Source organism: Mycobacterium gordonae (assembly GCF_001417955.2).
Lineage (GTDB): Bacteria > Actinomycetota > Actinomycetes > Mycobacteriales > Mycobacteriaceae > Mycobacterium > Mycobacterium gordonae_B.
Genome location: NZ_LKTM01000267.1, coordinates 41,699 through 56,273, shown reverse-complemented (window position 1 = coordinate 56,273; position 14,575 = coordinate 41,699). Strand labels below are relative to the sequence as shown.

Sequence of the window (14,575 nt, the reverse complement as noted above, 5' to 3'; positions counted from 1 at the left end):
CCGCCGGCACCGCCAATCCCGCCGTTGCCGATCAGCCCGGCCGCCCCGCCGGCACCGCCCGCACCGCCGGTGGGTCCACCGGCACCGCCGTTACCCCCGTTGCCGTACAGGATGCCGCCGGGCGCGCCGTTGGTCCCCGGGTTTGCCCCGGTTCCGTCCTGGCCGTTGGCACCGTTGCCGATCAGGGGGCGTCCCAGCAGCGTCTGGGTCGGCGCGTTCACCGCGTCGAGCACCGCTTGCAAGGGCGATGAGTTGGCGGCTTCGGCCGCGGCGTACGCCGCCGCGCCGCCGTTCAGCAAACTCACGAACTCCGCGTGAAATGCGGTCGCCTGCCTGTTGAGCGCTTGGAACTGCTCCCCGTAGCTGCCGAACAATTGCGAGATGGCCGCCGAGATCTCGTCGCCCGCAGCAACAGCCAATCCGGTCGTGGGGCCCGCCGCCGCCGACGCGGCGGCACCCAGTGCCGTGCGTATGCCCGATAAATTGTCCGCGGCCGCGGTGACCAAGTCCGGCGTAGCAACCAGGTACGACATGTGCGGGCTCCCCTCGCTCCGTTGCGGAGTTCACCTGACGTTCATCAGGGCATGAGGGAGCCTAAGTCGGAGGTGCGTGTACACGTGGCAAAACCGGCTAAAAATACATTCTGGCGCCGGGATGCCGCTGCCTTGCCTGGCGGCTATATCGGCGACAGCGGTGGGATCACCGGAGCCGGAGCACCGAGTGCGGCAGCGAGGCTCCGGGGCAGGAAGTCCAGCAAGCCTGGAATCAAGCCACCGATGGGGGTGCCCGTCACGGTCGAATTGAACGTCAGCCCCGGAACCCCTAGCAGCCCGCTGGCATCTACGACCGCGGTGTACGGAGCCGCAGGAACGAGAAGCCCGCTCAGCGGAAGGTTGAGGGTGGTGGGGGCGCCCAGGGCTTCGATGGTGATAGGCAAAGTCATCTGACCGTTGAGGAAGCCGTCCGTGACGGCTGCGGGCGCACCGAACAGAGCGCTCGCGGCGCCGAACGGATCTTCACTCTGAACTGCGTTGACGAATGTCGTTGCACTGGCCCCCAGAGCGTTCAGTCCATTGGCGGGTGCGCCTAACGCTTCGATCCCCAGTGCCAGTGGCAACCCCATGTGAGCGTCGATCGTCACCCCGAGGCCGAACGGGCCGTTGGGATCGACGATCAATCCGACGGTCGACGTGACGCCGGTGTCCGTCAGCGTGTCCACCAGGTTGGTGAAGTGCTGTGCCACCTGAGCCGGAACGGAACCCAACGGCAGCAGATCGGTGAAGTTCTGTGCCATCTGCCCGGGGATGGCAACGATGGGCAGCAGATCCCCGATCGCGCCGGTGGGCGTCACCGTGACGACACCGTCAGCTCCGGTCACCGTGTTGAATCCCGAGAAGAATGGGTTCAGGAATCCTCCGCCGATCAGTTCCAGGCCCCCGGTGACATCACCGACGGCAAACGCCTGAGATGCGGCCTGGAAGCTGGACGGCAGCGCGCTGAATCCGGCGACGAGGTCGTGTCCGGCGTTCTGCAGCGACGTGGCGACCACTTGGGTGAAGCCGATCTGCTGGTTGACGATCCCCTGCAGCGCGGCCACCGGGTTGAGCGACGAAAGCGCGTTCAAGCCGGCCTCGATGCTGGCCGGCGCGTTCGCGAATCCAGTGACGATCTGCGGCCCGTAACCGGAAAGGTTGTTGGCCAGCTGGCTCAGCACCGGCGTCGGGTTCGCGGCCAGCGCGGCGCTCAGCGCCTGCACGTTGCCGGCCGTGTTGGCGAACAGTGTCTGGTAGGGACTGGCCACCGCATCGGCGAAACCGGCGAGGCTCGTACCGGCCAGCGTCTGCGCGCCGGCGGCCTCGGCACTCGCATAGGCGCCCGCGCCGGCATTGAGCAGTCCGACGAACTCGTCGTGGAACGCCGTGGCCTGTGCACTGATGGCCTGGAATTCCTGGCCGTGCGTCCCGAACAGTTGCGCAATCGCCGCCGAGACCTCGTCAGCGCCGGCCGCCAGCACCGACGTCGTGGGACCCGCAGCCGCCGTCGTCGCCTGGCCCAACGCTGAACTGATCCCCGCCAGATTCTGGGCCGCGGCCTCGACCAACTCCGGAGCCGCAAACACGTACGACATATCTTCTCCTCCACTACCCCGATAGTGACCGGCGGTCATCTGCCGCCGCAGAGATGAATTCAAACCGATATCGCACGCATGTGCAAAAGGCTCAGCCGACTGGCAGCATCCCGCAAGTCAGCAGGCAGGAAGCCTACGGGACGCGACCAGGCATGATCACCAGATGCGATTGATTGCATCTATTTTTGTCATACGGCCACCCGCGAATCGACCGGCCACGAGCCTCGCGGACGGCCGCAGGGAACCCGCTATCCGCGGCGCAGCGAACGCACCTCGGCGAGGAACTCGCGGCGCAGATCGGCGTCCGCGAACTCCCCGCGCCAGGCCGTCGTGGTCGTCCGCGAATGCTCCTCGACGCCCCGAAGGTGGGTGCAGAGATGCGCGGCTTCCAGGTGCACAGCCACGCCGCGCGGGTTGATCAGCGCGATCAGGCCGTCGGCAATCTGCTCACCCAGCCGCTCCTGAACCGTGAACCGGCGCGCGAACAGCCGAACGAGCCGCGTCAACTTCGAGATACCGATGATCTGGTCGCCCGCGATGTAACCGATGAACGCGGTCCCGAAGAACGGCAGGGCGTGATGCTCGCAGAGGCAGTTGAAGTCGATCGGCCCCTCGATCACCTGCGAGGGCGCGGCTTCCCCGGACTCGCCGTGCTCGGTGGGAAAACTCGTCGCAAGCTTCGGGTCGCCGTCGTAGCCGGCGGTGATGTCGTAGAGCGCCTTCAGAAACCGCTGCGGAGTCTCCCGAGTGCCCGGCGTCTGCAGGTCCATCCCGAACGCGGTGAAGATCTCGGCGATCGAGGACCGGAAACGCTCCCACTGCACCTCGGAGATGTCCCGGGTCGGCATTTCGAACCAACGGTTGGCCAGGCTCGGAATCGTCCCCCCGGCGGCCATCTCGATGACGTTGTCCGGTTGACTGGCCACGTTCGTCATGCGGGCTCCTCGCCGACGGCGCCGGAAAGCGGGGGATCTCTCAGCAAACTGACGAGATAAATTTACGCAGCTGTTGAGCCCGGGCACAACCCCCGGAATTTCCGCGCCACCTGCACTGATTTCAACGATGACAGTCCAATATGTGCTGGTCATCCACCCGGGAGCGATGCTCAGCTACGAAGCTCGGCCCCCACCCGCTCCGCCGCACACCGCACCGCGGCATCACGGGCCGCGGTGGCATCGTCCTCGGTGAGGGTGCGATCCGGCGCCCGGAACCGCAGCGCGAACGTCAGCGACTTACGATCCTCGCCGATCCGCGGGCCGACGAAGACATCGAACAGTTGCAGGTGTTCGAGCAGTTCGCCGGCTCCTTCGCGCACGGCGTCCTCGACCGCTCGGGCGGGGACGTCCTGCGCCACCACCAGGCTGACGTCCTGGAATACGGCCGGGAAAGGCGACACCCGCGGCGCGGGCAGCACCCCGCCGACAGGAATGGCGTCAAGGTTCAGCTCGACTGCGCACGTCCCCTTCGGCAGCCCGGCGCGTTCGATGACGGCCGGGTGCAGTTGTCCCGCATACCCGACGACGGTGCCGGCGGCGAGGACCTCAGCGCACCGGCCCGGATGCCACGGCAGGTATTGGGCGGCTTGCAGCGTGATGTCCACGCCACTGGCGCGCGCGATGATCCTCACCGCCTCGAATGCATCCGCGGCCTCCACGGCCCGGCCCGGCCCCCAGGGACCGCGCGGCTCGCGCAACCCCGCGAGCACCGCGGCGACGTGCTGCGGTTGGCGGGGCAACGATGCATCCAGCGTGGCGATCTCGGCGTCGGTGGGACGCCGGTGGACCGGGATGAGCTCGACGGCACGGGTCTGCTCGGTAGGTTGCACCACCTGCGCGACGGCGAACAGTGCGACGTCGGCCAGGCCCCGGGAAACGTTGCGGTGCAAGGCTTCCAACAGGGCCGGCAACAGTGTGGTGGCCAGCTGCGGGCGGTCGGCCTCCAGTGGGTTGATGACGTGGGTGGTGCTGCGCCGCGGATCCTCGGCCGGCAGTCCCCACAGATCGAACACGCCGGCCGGCAGGAAGGGCGTGGGAAGGATCTCGACGTAACCGGACAGGGCCAGCGACTTGCCGATCGCGCGTCGCCGGAGCTGGGTGGCGGTGAGTCCGCGCCCCGCAGGTGCCGACGGCAGCACCGACGGGATCGCCTCGAGACCCTCGAGCCGGAGCACCTCTTCGACCAGGTCGGCGGGTTGGCGCAGGTCGGGACGCCAACTCGGCGGCGTGACGGTCAGCGTGCCGCCGTCCTGGCGCACCCTTGCGCCGACCTGCGTGAGGCGCCGCGCGGTGGTGCCGGGCGGATAGGCGACGCCGGCGATGCGGTCCGGCAGGTCAGCAGAAATCTCGATCGCCGGCGGCGACCAGTCCTCCCGCGGCGCGTCACCCCGCCAGTCGGTCAGGGCGGGTTCGGCGACTCCCCCGGCGATGTCGACGAGCAACCTGGCGCACCGGTCGAGCACGGCTACCGAGATGGCCGGGTCGACGGCGCGCTCGTAGCGGCGCGCCGCCTCGCTGGGCAGGTGCAGACGTCGTTGGGTTCGCGAGATCGCAGCCGGATCCCAGACGGCGGCCTCGAGCAGCACATCGGTCGAGTCGGCGCGCACTTCGGTGCTGTCGGCACCCATCACGCCGCCGATGGCCGCGGTCGCGACGTCGTCGACGATCAGCACATCGACCGGTTCCAGCTTGCGTTCGATGTCGTCGAGGGTGACGACCTTCTCCCCGGGCCGCGCAAAGCGCACCTGGAAGCCGCCGGCGATGCGGGAGCGGTCGTGGGCGTGCATCGGGTGGCCGAGTTCAAGCATCACGTAGTTGGTGACGTCGACGGCCGGTGAGGTGGCGCGGATGCCGCACAGCAGCAGCCGGCGCTGCAACCACCACGGTGACACCGCCGCCGGATCGATCCCGGTGACGGGGCGCAGCGCGAACCGGCGCACCCCGGTCGCGGGGTCCACCGTCAGCGGCCACGCCTCACCCTGGGCCGGCAATGGCTCCACGACAGCGGGATCGACGAAGTCGAGGTCGAAGGCGCAGGCGATCTCGCGCGCCAGCCCCCGCACCGACAGGCCGTAGCCGCGATCGGGGGTGATGGCCAGGTGGAAGACCACGTCGTCCAGTCCCAGCACCGTCGCGGCGTCGGCTCCGGGTTCCGCGGTGCCCGGCGGCAGCACCAGGATCCCGGAATGATCAGCCCCCAGGCCGAGCTCGGCCGCAGAGCAGATCATCCCGTTGGAGTTGCGCCCGTAGGTCTTGCGCGCGGCGATGGTGAAGTCCCCGGGCAGGGTGGCTCCGGGCAGTGCCGCCACCACGATGTCGCCGACCGCGAAGTTGGTTGCGCCACAGACGATTTCCTGTGGCTCGGGGTTGCCGACGTCGACCAGGCAGGCACGGATGGGTTTCTTGAAACCGCTCAGTTCCTCGATCTCGGTCACCCGGCCCACGGCCAGCGGGCCCTCGACCGGGCCGAGCCTGGCGACCTCTTCCACCTCGTGACCGATGCGCACCAAGGCCTGCTCGAGCGCACCGGGGCCGACATCCCAACCCGGCGCACCGACGGAGACGACCTCACGCAGCCAGCTGTAGGGAATGCGCATCAGGCCCCCACCCCGAACGGCAGCGAGAACCGGATGTCACCTTCGACCATGTCCCGCATGTCGGGTATCCCGTTGCGGAACTGCAGGGTTCGTTCCAATCCCATCCCGAAGGCGAAGCCGGAGTAGACCTCCGGGTCGATGCCGGCGGCCCGCAGGACGTTGGGGTGCACCATTCCGCAGCCACCCCACTCCACCCAGTCGGCGCCGCCCTTCTTGCCCTCGAACCAGACGTCCACCTCGGCCGACGGCTCGGTGAACGGGAAGAAGTGCGGGCGCATCCGGGTGCGCGCCAGCGGCCCGAATTCGGCGCGGGCGAACGCGTCGAGGGTGCCGCGCAGATGCGCCATCGTCAGCCCCCGGTCCACGGCCAACCCCTCGACCTGGTGGAAGACGGGTGTGTGGGTGGCGTCGAGTTCGTCGGTGCGGAACGTCCGGCCGATGGAGATGATGTAGACGGGCAGCTCGCGCTCGAGCAGGGTCCGTACCTGCACCGGCGAGGTGTGGGTGCGCAGGAGTTGCCGCGAGTCCTCCGGGGCGATGTAGAAGGTGTCCTGTTCGCTGCGCGCCGGGTGATCGGGCGGGAAGTTGAGGGCATCGAAGTTGAACTGCTCGGTTTCCACCTCGGGGCCCTCGGCGAGTTCCCACCCCATTGCGATGAAGGTGTCGGCGATGTGCTCGGCCAGCATCGTGATGGGGTGCCGCGCGCCGACTGGCTGCCGGGTCGAGGGCAGCGTCACGTCGATGCGCTCGGCCACCAAGACTGCCGCGTCACGCTCGGCACGCAGTGTCGCCAGGCGCTCGTCGTAGCTGCGCTGGGCTTCGCCACGGGCGACATTGACCCGCTTGCCGGCGTCGGCGCGCTGCTCCTTGGGCAGGCTGCCCAGCGCCTGTCGCGCCAGCGCCAGCGGAGAACGGTCGCCGAGGAATTCGGTCTTGGTGTGCGCGAGCGCATCCAGACTGCCGGCGGCCGCGATGGCCCGCTGGGCAGCCTCGACCGCCTCGGCCAGGGCTTCCGGCGACAGGTCGACGGGTTGATCACCCACGCGGCGGCACTCTCCTTGCTGAGGCTGGTAGGGCTGTCCGGCCTCTACCCCGCGCGATGAGCTCGAGCGCGGCCCGCGTGGTCGGCGGGAAGGGTCAAGGCACGGGTATGACGCAACTGCCGATCATAAGTCATGGCGGGTTGTGTCCCGGATCACGGAAAGCTCAGGAGTCGAATTGCTCGAAAGTCTGCGAGAACTGCCACGGGTTCTGCGCCACTCCACTGCTGACATTCGTCAACACACCCGGGGCGCCCGGGAAGTCGCGGTTCGCCGACCACATGTGCAGGCCACCGAGGTTGTTCTGCTCGGCGAAGGTGGTGAGCTTCTGGGCGTCGGCCAGGCTGAAGATCTCGGCTGGGTCGTCGTTGACGCCGATCATCGGGGTCACGTCGACCATTGACCAGATCTGCGCGCTGGTCTTGGACGGGTACAACGTCGCCAATTGGCCGTGGACGGCGGTGGCCGCCTGAATCGCGTAGTCCCCCATCTTTCCGGCGTACGGCAAGGACGGGTCGTAGTAGTCCATCGCCATGATGTTCACGTGGCTGATCTGCACGTGGTTGTCGACGGCGATCTGAACGGCCCGCAGGCCGTCGGCGGTCAGGCCCGTCGGCATCACCGGGAGCGTGAACGAGACATCCACCGGCTTGCCAGCGGCGATTCCGGTGGTCTGCAGTGATGCGATCGCCTGCGAACGAAGTTTGAGCGAGGCGGTGTCGCCCAGCGCCGCACCTTCGATATCGAAGTCCAGCTTGTGAATTCCGTACGCGTTCATCACCGATGTGTACTTCGCGGCCAGCTCGGCGGCTGTCCCGCCGGTCAGCGCGAGTTCCTGGTTGGCCGCGCCGCCGAACGAGATGGTGGCATTGATCCCCGCGGCGCGCATGGCGTCCATCTGGCTGTTGATCTGGAAGAGCAGGTTGCCGCTCGGCACCCCGGCGCCGTTGCCGATGGTGTACGCGTCGAAGCCTCCCCAGGCGGGCTGGCCTGCGGAGTTGGCGGTGATGAAGCCCAACGTGACGTCTTCGATGCTGCCGATCCGGCTCGCGCCCGTGAAGTCGAACTGCGGCCACAGCGTCATGTCGACATAGGGCGAGAACACACCCGTGCCGACCGGTGTCGGCGGCGCGATGCTACCGGGGAGCCCGGCGATTCCGGGCCGGCCCAACAGCAGTCCGGCCCGCCCGCCGGCACCACCGGGCGCGCCGGTGCCGCCGTTCCCGCCGGCACCACCGTTTCCGAACAACCCGGCGTCCCCACCGGCACCCCCGGCCTGGCCACCGGCACCGGCCGCCCCGCGGCCGCCATTTCCGAACAGCAACCCGCCGTCGCCGCCGCGTCCTCCGGCCACCGAAGCGTCGGCGCCGTCGCCGATCAACGGGCGGCCCAACAGCAACTGGGTGGGCGCGTTCACAACTCTGAGCAGCTGCTCTTCGAGGGACTGCAGAATCGAGGTGTTCGCCGCCTCGGCGGTCGCGAACGAATTCGCACCCGCCGCCAGCGCCTGCACAAACCGGGCGTGATAAGCCTCCACCTGGACGCTCAGCGCGCGGTATTCCCGACCGTAGGCACCGAACATTCCCGCAACGGCCGCGGACACCTCGTCGGCGGCCGCCGGCGCGAGTGCCGTCGCGGGACCGGTCGTCACGTTGGCCATGACCAGTCCGGAACGGATCCCTTCCAGGTCAGATGCGGCAGCCAGCAGCATCTCCGGATCGGCTATCACAAACGACATGGCATCCTCCGGTCGGTTCTGTGCGCCGGGGTTACGTTGCCACTTACGCAGGCATTTTTCAATCGCTCCGGCCGAGGTCGTGGGCGAAAGCGCTGTTCAAAAGCTGATCCTCGGCGACCTCAGACTCCTCCACGCCTCGAAACAGAAGCCGATTCTAGTTTGCTGAGGGCTCGAGCTCCGGAACGGGAGCGACGGCGCGACCCGAACGCCTCGTCAGGAGGTGCGCCACCAGCGCCCCCGACAGGCCGAACACGACGCCACCGGCCATGCCCCACATGCTGTGCGCCAGCATCAGGAAGCCGAACCCCGCCGACCCGAGCAGCATGAGCAGTCGCGCCGGTGTCCAGTGGATTGGGGCGCGGAAGCGCAGCGACACCAGGACACCGAGGGTGACCGCGACGGCGTGACCGGCGTTGGTGAATTCGCCGCCGATGATCGCGGCGAACACGCTCACCGAGATCCACCAGCCGATCCATGCTGATCGCAGGGACCGTGGGATCGTGGCGGTCAACGCGCCGAGCGCCGCCAGCGCTCCATAGCTCATCCCGACATCGCTGGCGTGGGTGATCGACCACGGCATCCAGCCCATCTTCACAGCCGTCGCCAGGGCCGCCGCGACCACCAGCGTGGCACCCACATGGCCGACCAGAAACGCCACCAGCAGTCGGAGGGTGCGCAGGTGCAGTTCGGCCAGCACCAGCAGGCAGGTCAGGAAGGGCAGCCAGAACCACAACGGCCCCGCCTCGACGACGAAGGCGCTGCCGACCAGGGTGCCGAGCCTGCCGTGCGACAAATTGTGCAGGTTGGTGCTGGCGTGCCGGATCACGCGGTCATGGGCCTGCGGGCTGAGCATCAGCATCGTCGTGCTGACGGCGAACAGAGCCGCCACGTAGCCCACTGTGAAGCGGACGCGCGACAACCCGGTGAAAACGTTAGAAAGCATCACTTCCACTATGCATGGACGTTTGTCTCATTTGTGTTATCGCTGGTTGACAACTCTTTGTGAGTTTTCAGGCGATAAATAGCCAGATCTGGCGGAATGCCGGTGAGCTTGCTGGCGAACATCGGTCGGCGCGCCCGCTTGGCGGTGACGCCCATCGCGTCCAGATCGCTCTGCGGAATGAGGTCCAGCGTCGGGCCCGAGATCATCACGCCGCCTTTCGTGGCGCGCTCCATGACCCGTGCCGCGATGTTCACATCGACACCCAGCCAGTCCGCACCCAGCCGCTGCGGTCGGCCGGTGTGGATCCCCACCCGCATCCGCGGCCGATAGCCCTGCACCTCAACCGATTTGATCGCCTCCTGGGCGGCCAGGACGGCCTTGACCGCAACTCCGGGACGACGAAAGACCGCCATGATGCCGTCGCCCATTCGCTTGACGATATGCCCGCCGGCGTCCAGCAGCGGAGACTCGACCGCCCTGGCGACCTGACGCAGCAGCGTGAGGGCGGCGTCGTCCCCGGCTTGCAGCGACCAGGTGGAGAAACCCACCAGATCGGTGAACACCAGCGTCACCTCGGGGTTTGCCGGCTTACGGGAGACGGCCTCGGTCATCGCCTGCCACACCTGTAGCACCCCCAGGCTGACCTCTCGTGATGCCGCGTCGCGATCGCCCAACAGCCGGTCGGCGGCTCGCGCGGCGGCTCGCGGACCGCCCTCCCCGGCGGTCGACAAGGGATCACCGAACTCGGGATCCCCCGGTAGCACGCGTCGTGCCCGCTTCACGAAATCCACCAGGCCCGGGCTGTGGTTGGTGTTGCTGAGCCATTTACCCGGGGAACGCCGGGGAGCGGCATCCGCAGTGGCACCGGGAGTGGTACCGCCTTCGGCCACCGCTGTCGCGGTCTCATCGGGCACGCCGGACTCCGCTTCGCCAGACCCGACCTCCACTCGGCAAGGGTAGGTGCTCCGGACTGAGCCAGGCAACGAGGCCCACGCCACTTGTGTCACACGTCGCCGCAAACGCGCTGATCACGGGAGTGCGGCAGTGCTGTGGAGGGTCCGTAACACAGGCGCGACGCATATGTGGAGGTGCTAGACAACGCATGTTGTCAGCGTTTATCGTGAGCGCAAATAAGGCGCTCGGGAGGCCGTGATGACCGCTACATCTACGACTGCGACTGACCCCCTCGGGCCCGACTCGCTGACCTGGAAATATTTCGGCGACCTGCGTACCGGGATGATGGGCATCTGGATCGGCGCGATCCAGAACATGTATCCCGAACTCGGAGCCGGGGTCGAGGAGCACTCCATCCTGCTGCGTGAACCGCTGCAGCGCGTGGCCCGGTCCGTCTACCCGATCATGGGCGTGGTCTACGACGGCGACCGGGCGGCCCAAACCGGCCAGCAGATCAAGAGCTATCACCGCACCATCAAAGGAACCGACGGCGCGGGCCGGCGCTACCACGCGCTCAACCCGGAGACGTTCTACTGGGCGCACGCGACGTTTTTCATGCTCGTCATCAAGGTCGCGGAGTATTTCTGTGGCGGCCTGACCGAAGCCGAGAAGCGTCAGCTGTTCGACGAGCACGTGCAGTGGTACCGGATGTATGGGATGAGCATGCGGCCGGTACCCAAGTCGTGGGAGGAATTCCAGGAGTACTGGGAGCGGGTCGGGCGCGAGGAGCTGGAGATCAACCAGGCGGTCCTGGACATCTTCCAGATCCGGATCCCCAAGCCGAAGTTCGTCCTGATGCCCACTGCGGTCTGGGACCAGCTGTTCAAGCCGATGGTTGCGGGTCAGCGCTGGATCGCGGCCGGCCTGTTCGAGCCCGCGGTGCGCGAGAAGGCCGGCATGCGCTGGACCCCGGGCGACGAGATACTGCTGCGCGCCTTCGGCAAGCTGGTGGAGCTGGCGTTCCTCGCGGTGCCCGACGAGATCCGGTTGCATCCCCGCGCGTTGGCCGCCTACCGCCGCGCGGAGGGCCGAATCAGCGGTGACGCACCGTTGGTCGAGGCGCCCGCGTTCATGGCGCCACCCCGGGACCGCCGTGGGCTACCCATGCACTACTTCCCGCCTAAGCCCCGCTCCCCGCTTGAGCCCGCACGCCTGATCATGGAGCGGGCCGGAGCGCTGGTACACGGCACGCTGTCGATCGCCGGGCTGCGGCCGGCGCGCGGACGCAGCCGGGCGGCTTGAGACCTGCTAGATCACGCCGAGTGGCTGCAGGAACCGCGGGACGAAACCGAATTGGTTGCCCTGGTAGTAGAACTCCCAGCCCAGCGCCGTGATCGAACCCCCGGTGACGGTGGGCACGGTTCCGTTCACCGTTATCGCCACCGGACCCAGCGGCGTGGGCCCGTTCAGTGATCCGGTGAAAACTCCGGTCGGCGAGACGAACAGGTTGCCACCCGCCGACATCCATGTGACGGGGCCGAACGCCGTGTTCACGGTCCCGGTCACATTGGCGGCGAACCCGCCGACACTGTTCAGGTCGGCGGGGATGATCGGCGCCGCGCTCAGCGAGAACGCGCCCACCTGACCCAGAGGGCCGTTGAGGATCGCGGATTGGTACAGGCCGCCCAGGCCGAAGCTCGAAGAAACCTGCAACGGGCCGTAATTGGAGCTCTGGCTCACCGTGGTGAGGCTGATGAAAGTGTCCAACGGGCTGGCCTCGGCCGCGCCAAGGGTCCCAGCATGCGCCAGAGTCCGCTGTACGTTGGCGAATTCGGCGCTCAGGTACTGCGCGGCACCGCCATTGAGCAAGTTGACGAAAGTGTCATGGTAGGCCGCGGTCTGGGCGCTCAGGGCTTGGAATTGCCGGCCGTGTTTGCCGAGTAGCGCTGCGATGGCCGTCGAGATCTCATCGAGTGCCGGGGCCGCGATTGCGGTTGTCCGGGCGGCCGCCGCGGCATTCGCAGTTCGCAGTCCGTCACCCATCGTTTCCAGGCACCCGCTGGCTGTCTTCAACAATTCCGGCACCACGATTAATTGCGACATAGCTACCCCTGCCCCGACAGTCTTTCGACACCAGCCCGTTTATTTGACGCGAGACGAATACTAACAGTGGGATGTCAAACGGCGGCTGACCGAATTCGCATGTCGGGGAGAAATGTCGTCATGCAAATGATTTGCTATCGCAGACGAAAACCAAGCGCTTGACGCTGTTCTCGCAACGCGCCGACAGGTTACAGCGGCAGACCGATTGCCTTCAATAATTCGGTACCGAGACCGCCGAACTGTGAACCACCGAAGGCGAAATTCGAACCGGTCCACGTTTGCGTGATGGAGGGTACGGCGCTCGCATCGGTGATGCTGTATTGGGGTATGGACATCGTGAGCGGCGCCGAAGGGGCCAGGAGCCCGCCGAACGGGATGCCCAGGCTGATGTCTGGTCCGCTCGCCGCGAGCTGCCCCAAAGGCAAGGTGACCGTCTGATGCCCGAACAGCACGGCCTTCGTCCATTCGAACGGCGCGGAGAAGAAGGCGGTGGCCGCTCCGAGGACGTTTCCGCCGGTCATCGCCGAGGTAACCGCGTTATAGCTGTTGAACAGCGAGTACCCACCGGTGACTACCGGACCCGCAGCGCCGACGAGGAGGCGCAGCGGGGTGGGGAATCCGACCGTCCCGCCGGTGAGGCCGAGTGTCGACACGACCGAAGCGGGGCTGGCCACGGTGGAGACTGCGCCGTTGATGGCGAACGACACGGGACCCAGCGGAGTGACGGCACTGATGGATGCGCTCAGCGGACCATTGCCGGATGCCGGAGTATCGAAGGTCTGCGTGATCGCGATCGGGCCGAACGGGGTACTGATCGAGCTGGTTTGGCTGATGGCCTCGGCCGGGTTGACCACCGAGGCGCCGCCGAGCAGGCTACTCAAAGTCTGTTGAGCATTGGCGATCTCGGCGTTCACATACTGCAGCGCTCCACCGTTCAGCAGTTTCACGAATTCGGCGTGGAAAGCCGAGGCCCTAGCATTGACTGCGGCGAATTCCTGGCCATGCGATCCGAATAGCCGCGTGATCGCCGACGAAATTTCGTCCGCGGCCGGAGGTGCGATCGCGGTGGTGCGGCGCACCGCCGCATCGCTTGCGCTGCGCAGCGCAGACCCCACACTTTCTAAGTTGCTACTTGCCGTTGCTACGGCGTCCGGAACAATGCTGAGAACAGACATGAATTCCCCCTTACGGAGACCCACCGACCCCGATCCCGGCTATTAGACGAGAGCCGAATAGTAACAGTCGGACTTCACTACTGTCACCGACGAATTTCGGATGTCTTCGCTATTTGGACGGTCCCGGCAATCCGACGCCGCCGACTGACAGATCAGGTTCGCTGACCGACTTTGAGCGCCCGGGCACTCTGGTACATGCAAATGGCCGCGGCCGCAGCAACATTCAGACTCTCCGCGCCCCCCGCCATAGGGATACGCAACCGGCGGTCGGCCTGTGCGGCAACCTCACCCGGGAGCCCCTGCGCTTCGGGCCCGAACAACCACGCCGTGGGCCGCGCCAGCATCGGGTCGGCATCGTCGAGGGAGATCTCGCCGTCCACCGCGGTGGCCAGTACCTGCAGGCCGGCGGTACGCAGCAGGGTGAGCACCTGCAGAGCGTCGGGCGCGACGACCACGGGGATGGAGAAGATGCTGCCGGTCGAGGCGCGCAGGCACTTGCCGTTGAAGGGGTCGACGCTGTGCCCGGCCAAGATCACCGCTGCCGCGCCCATGGCGTCGGCGATGCGGATGAGCGTGCCGGCGTTGCCCGGCTCGCTGATGTCCACCGCAACCGTGATCAGCCCCGGCGATCCGGCCAGCACGTCGTCGAGGCTTGTCGCCGGTATCTGACAGACGGCGATCAGACCGCTCGGAGTCACCGTGTCCGACAACGCCTTTGCGGCTCGTTCCGTCACCACGTGCACCGGTGCATGCCCGGCGAGCAACGCGTCATGCCGGCGCGCGGCGTCCTCGGTGACGTAAAGGTCCCGGACCAGCCCACGCCGCAAGGCCGCCTCGACGAGGTTGGGCCCCTCGGCGAGAAACAGGCCCGCGCGGCGCCGACCGACATGACGGTGCAGCTTGACCGCGGCGGCCACCCGAGCCGAACGTTCGGTCAGCGCGGACCTCATGGTCTGAAACCG

At 67.2% G+C, this 14,575-nt stretch carries 12 protein-coding genes; 1 reads left to right on the top strand and 11 read right to left on the bottom strand.

Annotated elements, in window-relative coordinates:
* The 8 genes from AO501_RS18985 to AO501_RS18950 form a co-directional block, all read right to left on the bottom strand.
* Positions 1-533 (bottom strand): PE family protein (locus AO501_RS18985; protein WP_156452675.1); only part of this gene is annotated, 533 nt, incomplete at its 3' end.
* A 143-nt stretch (positions 534-676) separates the two neighbouring features.
* Positions 677-2,128 (bottom strand): PE family protein, encoded by a 1,452-nt coding sequence (locus tag AO501_RS40260; protein ID WP_055579178.1) that lies wholly within the window; start codon positions 2,126-2,128, stop codon positions 677-679.
* 248 nt (positions 2,129-2,376) lie between these two features.
* Complete coding sequence (gene folE, locus AO501_RS18975; protein ID WP_055579177.1) at positions 2,377-3,063, bottom strand: GTP cyclohydrolase I; 687 nt, start codon at positions 3,061-3,063, stop codon at positions 2,377-2,379.
* A gap of 170 nt (positions 3,064-3,233) precedes the next feature.
* On the bottom strand, positions 3,234-5,720 hold the full coding sequence (pheT, locus tag AO501_RS18970; protein ID WP_055579176.1) for a phenylalanine--tRNA ligase subunit beta: 2,487 nt from the start codon (positions 5,718-5,720) through the stop codon (positions 3,234-3,236).
* Positions 5,720-6,763, bottom strand: coding sequence for a phenylalanine--tRNA ligase subunit alpha (pheS, locus tag AO501_RS18965; protein ID WP_055579175.1), 1,044 nt, complete (start codon positions 6,761-6,763; stop codon positions 5,720-5,722). Before pheS ends, pheT begins: the two co-directional genes overlap by 1 nt.
* Positions 6,764-6,926: 163 nt before the next feature.
* The gene (locus tag AO501_RS18960; protein ID WP_055579174.1) at positions 6,927-8,498 is read right to left on the bottom strand and encodes a PE domain-containing protein; all 1,572 of its coding nucleotides are present in this window, start codon (positions 8,496-8,498) and stop codon (positions 6,927-6,929) included.
* 154 nt (positions 8,499-8,652) lie between these two features.
* Positions 8,653-9,441 (bottom strand): rhomboid-like protein, encoded by a 789-nt coding sequence (locus AO501_RS18955; protein WP_055579188.1) that lies wholly within the window; start codon positions 9,439-9,441, stop codon positions 8,653-8,655.
* An 8-nt stretch (positions 9,442-9,449) separates the two neighbouring features.
* Complete coding sequence (locus tag AO501_RS18950) at positions 9,450-10,235, bottom strand: adenylate/guanylate cyclase domain-containing protein (protein ID WP_371935011.1); 786 nt, start codon at positions 10,233-10,235, stop codon at positions 9,450-9,452.
* Positions 10,236-10,593: 358 nt separating this feature from the next.
* On the opposite strand from AO501_RS18950, the gene AO501_RS18945 reads away from it, so the two are divergent.
* On the top strand, positions 10,594-11,637 hold the full coding sequence (locus AO501_RS18945; protein ID WP_055579173.1) for an oxygenase MpaB family protein: 1,044 nt from the start codon (positions 10,594-10,596) through the stop codon (positions 11,635-11,637).
* Positions 11,638-11,643: 6 nt separating this feature from the next.
* Here the strand turns inward: AO501_RS18945 and AO501_RS18940 are convergent, their stop codons facing one another.
* From AO501_RS18940 to AO501_RS18930, 3 genes are all read right to left on the bottom strand, one after another.
* The gene (locus AO501_RS18940; RefSeq protein ID WP_055579172.1) at positions 11,644-12,438 is read right to left on the bottom strand and encodes a PE family protein; all 795 of its coding nucleotides are present in this window, start codon (positions 12,436-12,438) and stop codon (positions 11,644-11,646) included.
* Between the two features lie 188 nt (positions 12,439-12,626).
* Positions 12,627-13,613 carry a PE family protein gene (locus AO501_RS18935; protein WP_082658717.1) on the bottom strand — a complete coding sequence of 329 codons (987 nt, stop codon included), beginning with the start codon at positions 13,611-13,613 and terminating at the stop codon, positions 12,627-12,629.
* 152 nt (positions 13,614-13,765) lie between these two features.
* A complete protein-coding gene (locus AO501_RS18930; RefSeq protein WP_055579170.1) occupies positions 13,766-14,563 on the bottom strand; it encodes a TrmH family RNA methyltransferase in 798 nt (265 codons plus the stop codon).
* Positions 14,564-14,575: the final 12 nt, after the last annotated feature.

Coding starts and splice junctions, on each gene's coding strand:
- AO501_RS18930 (WP_055579170.1), bottom strand. CDS start 14,563: ATGAGGTCCGCGCTGACCGAACGTTCGGCTCGGGTGGCCGCCGCGGTC.
- AO501_RS18940 (WP_055579172.1), bottom strand. CDS start 12,438: ATGTCGCAATTAATCGTGGTGCCGGAATTGTTGAAGACAGCCAGCGGG.
- pheT (WP_055579176.1), bottom strand. CDS start 5,720: ATGCGCATTCCCTACAGCTGGCTGCGTGAGGTCGTCTCCGTCGGTGCG.
- AO501_RS18945 (WP_055579173.1), top strand. CDS start 10,594: ATGACCGCTACATCTACGACTGCGACTGACCCCCTCGGGCCCGACTCG.
- AO501_RS18935 (WP_082658717.1), bottom strand. CDS start 13,613: ATGTCTGTTCTCAGCATTGTTCCGGACGCCGTAGCAACGGCAAGTAGC.
- folE (WP_055579177.1), bottom strand. CDS start 3,063: ATGACGAACGTGGCCAGTCAACCGGACAACGTCATCGAGATGGCCGCC.
- AO501_RS18955 (WP_055579188.1), bottom strand. CDS start 9,441: ATGCTTTCTAACGTTTTCACCGGGTTGTCGCGCGTCCGCTTCACAGTG.
- AO501_RS40260 (WP_055579178.1), bottom strand. CDS start 2,128: ATGTCGTACGTGTTTGCGGCTCCGGAGTTGGTCGAGGCCGCGGCCCAG.
- AO501_RS18960 (WP_055579174.1), bottom strand. CDS start 8,498: ATGTCGTTTGTGATAGCCGATCCGGAGATGCTGCTGGCTGCCGCATCT.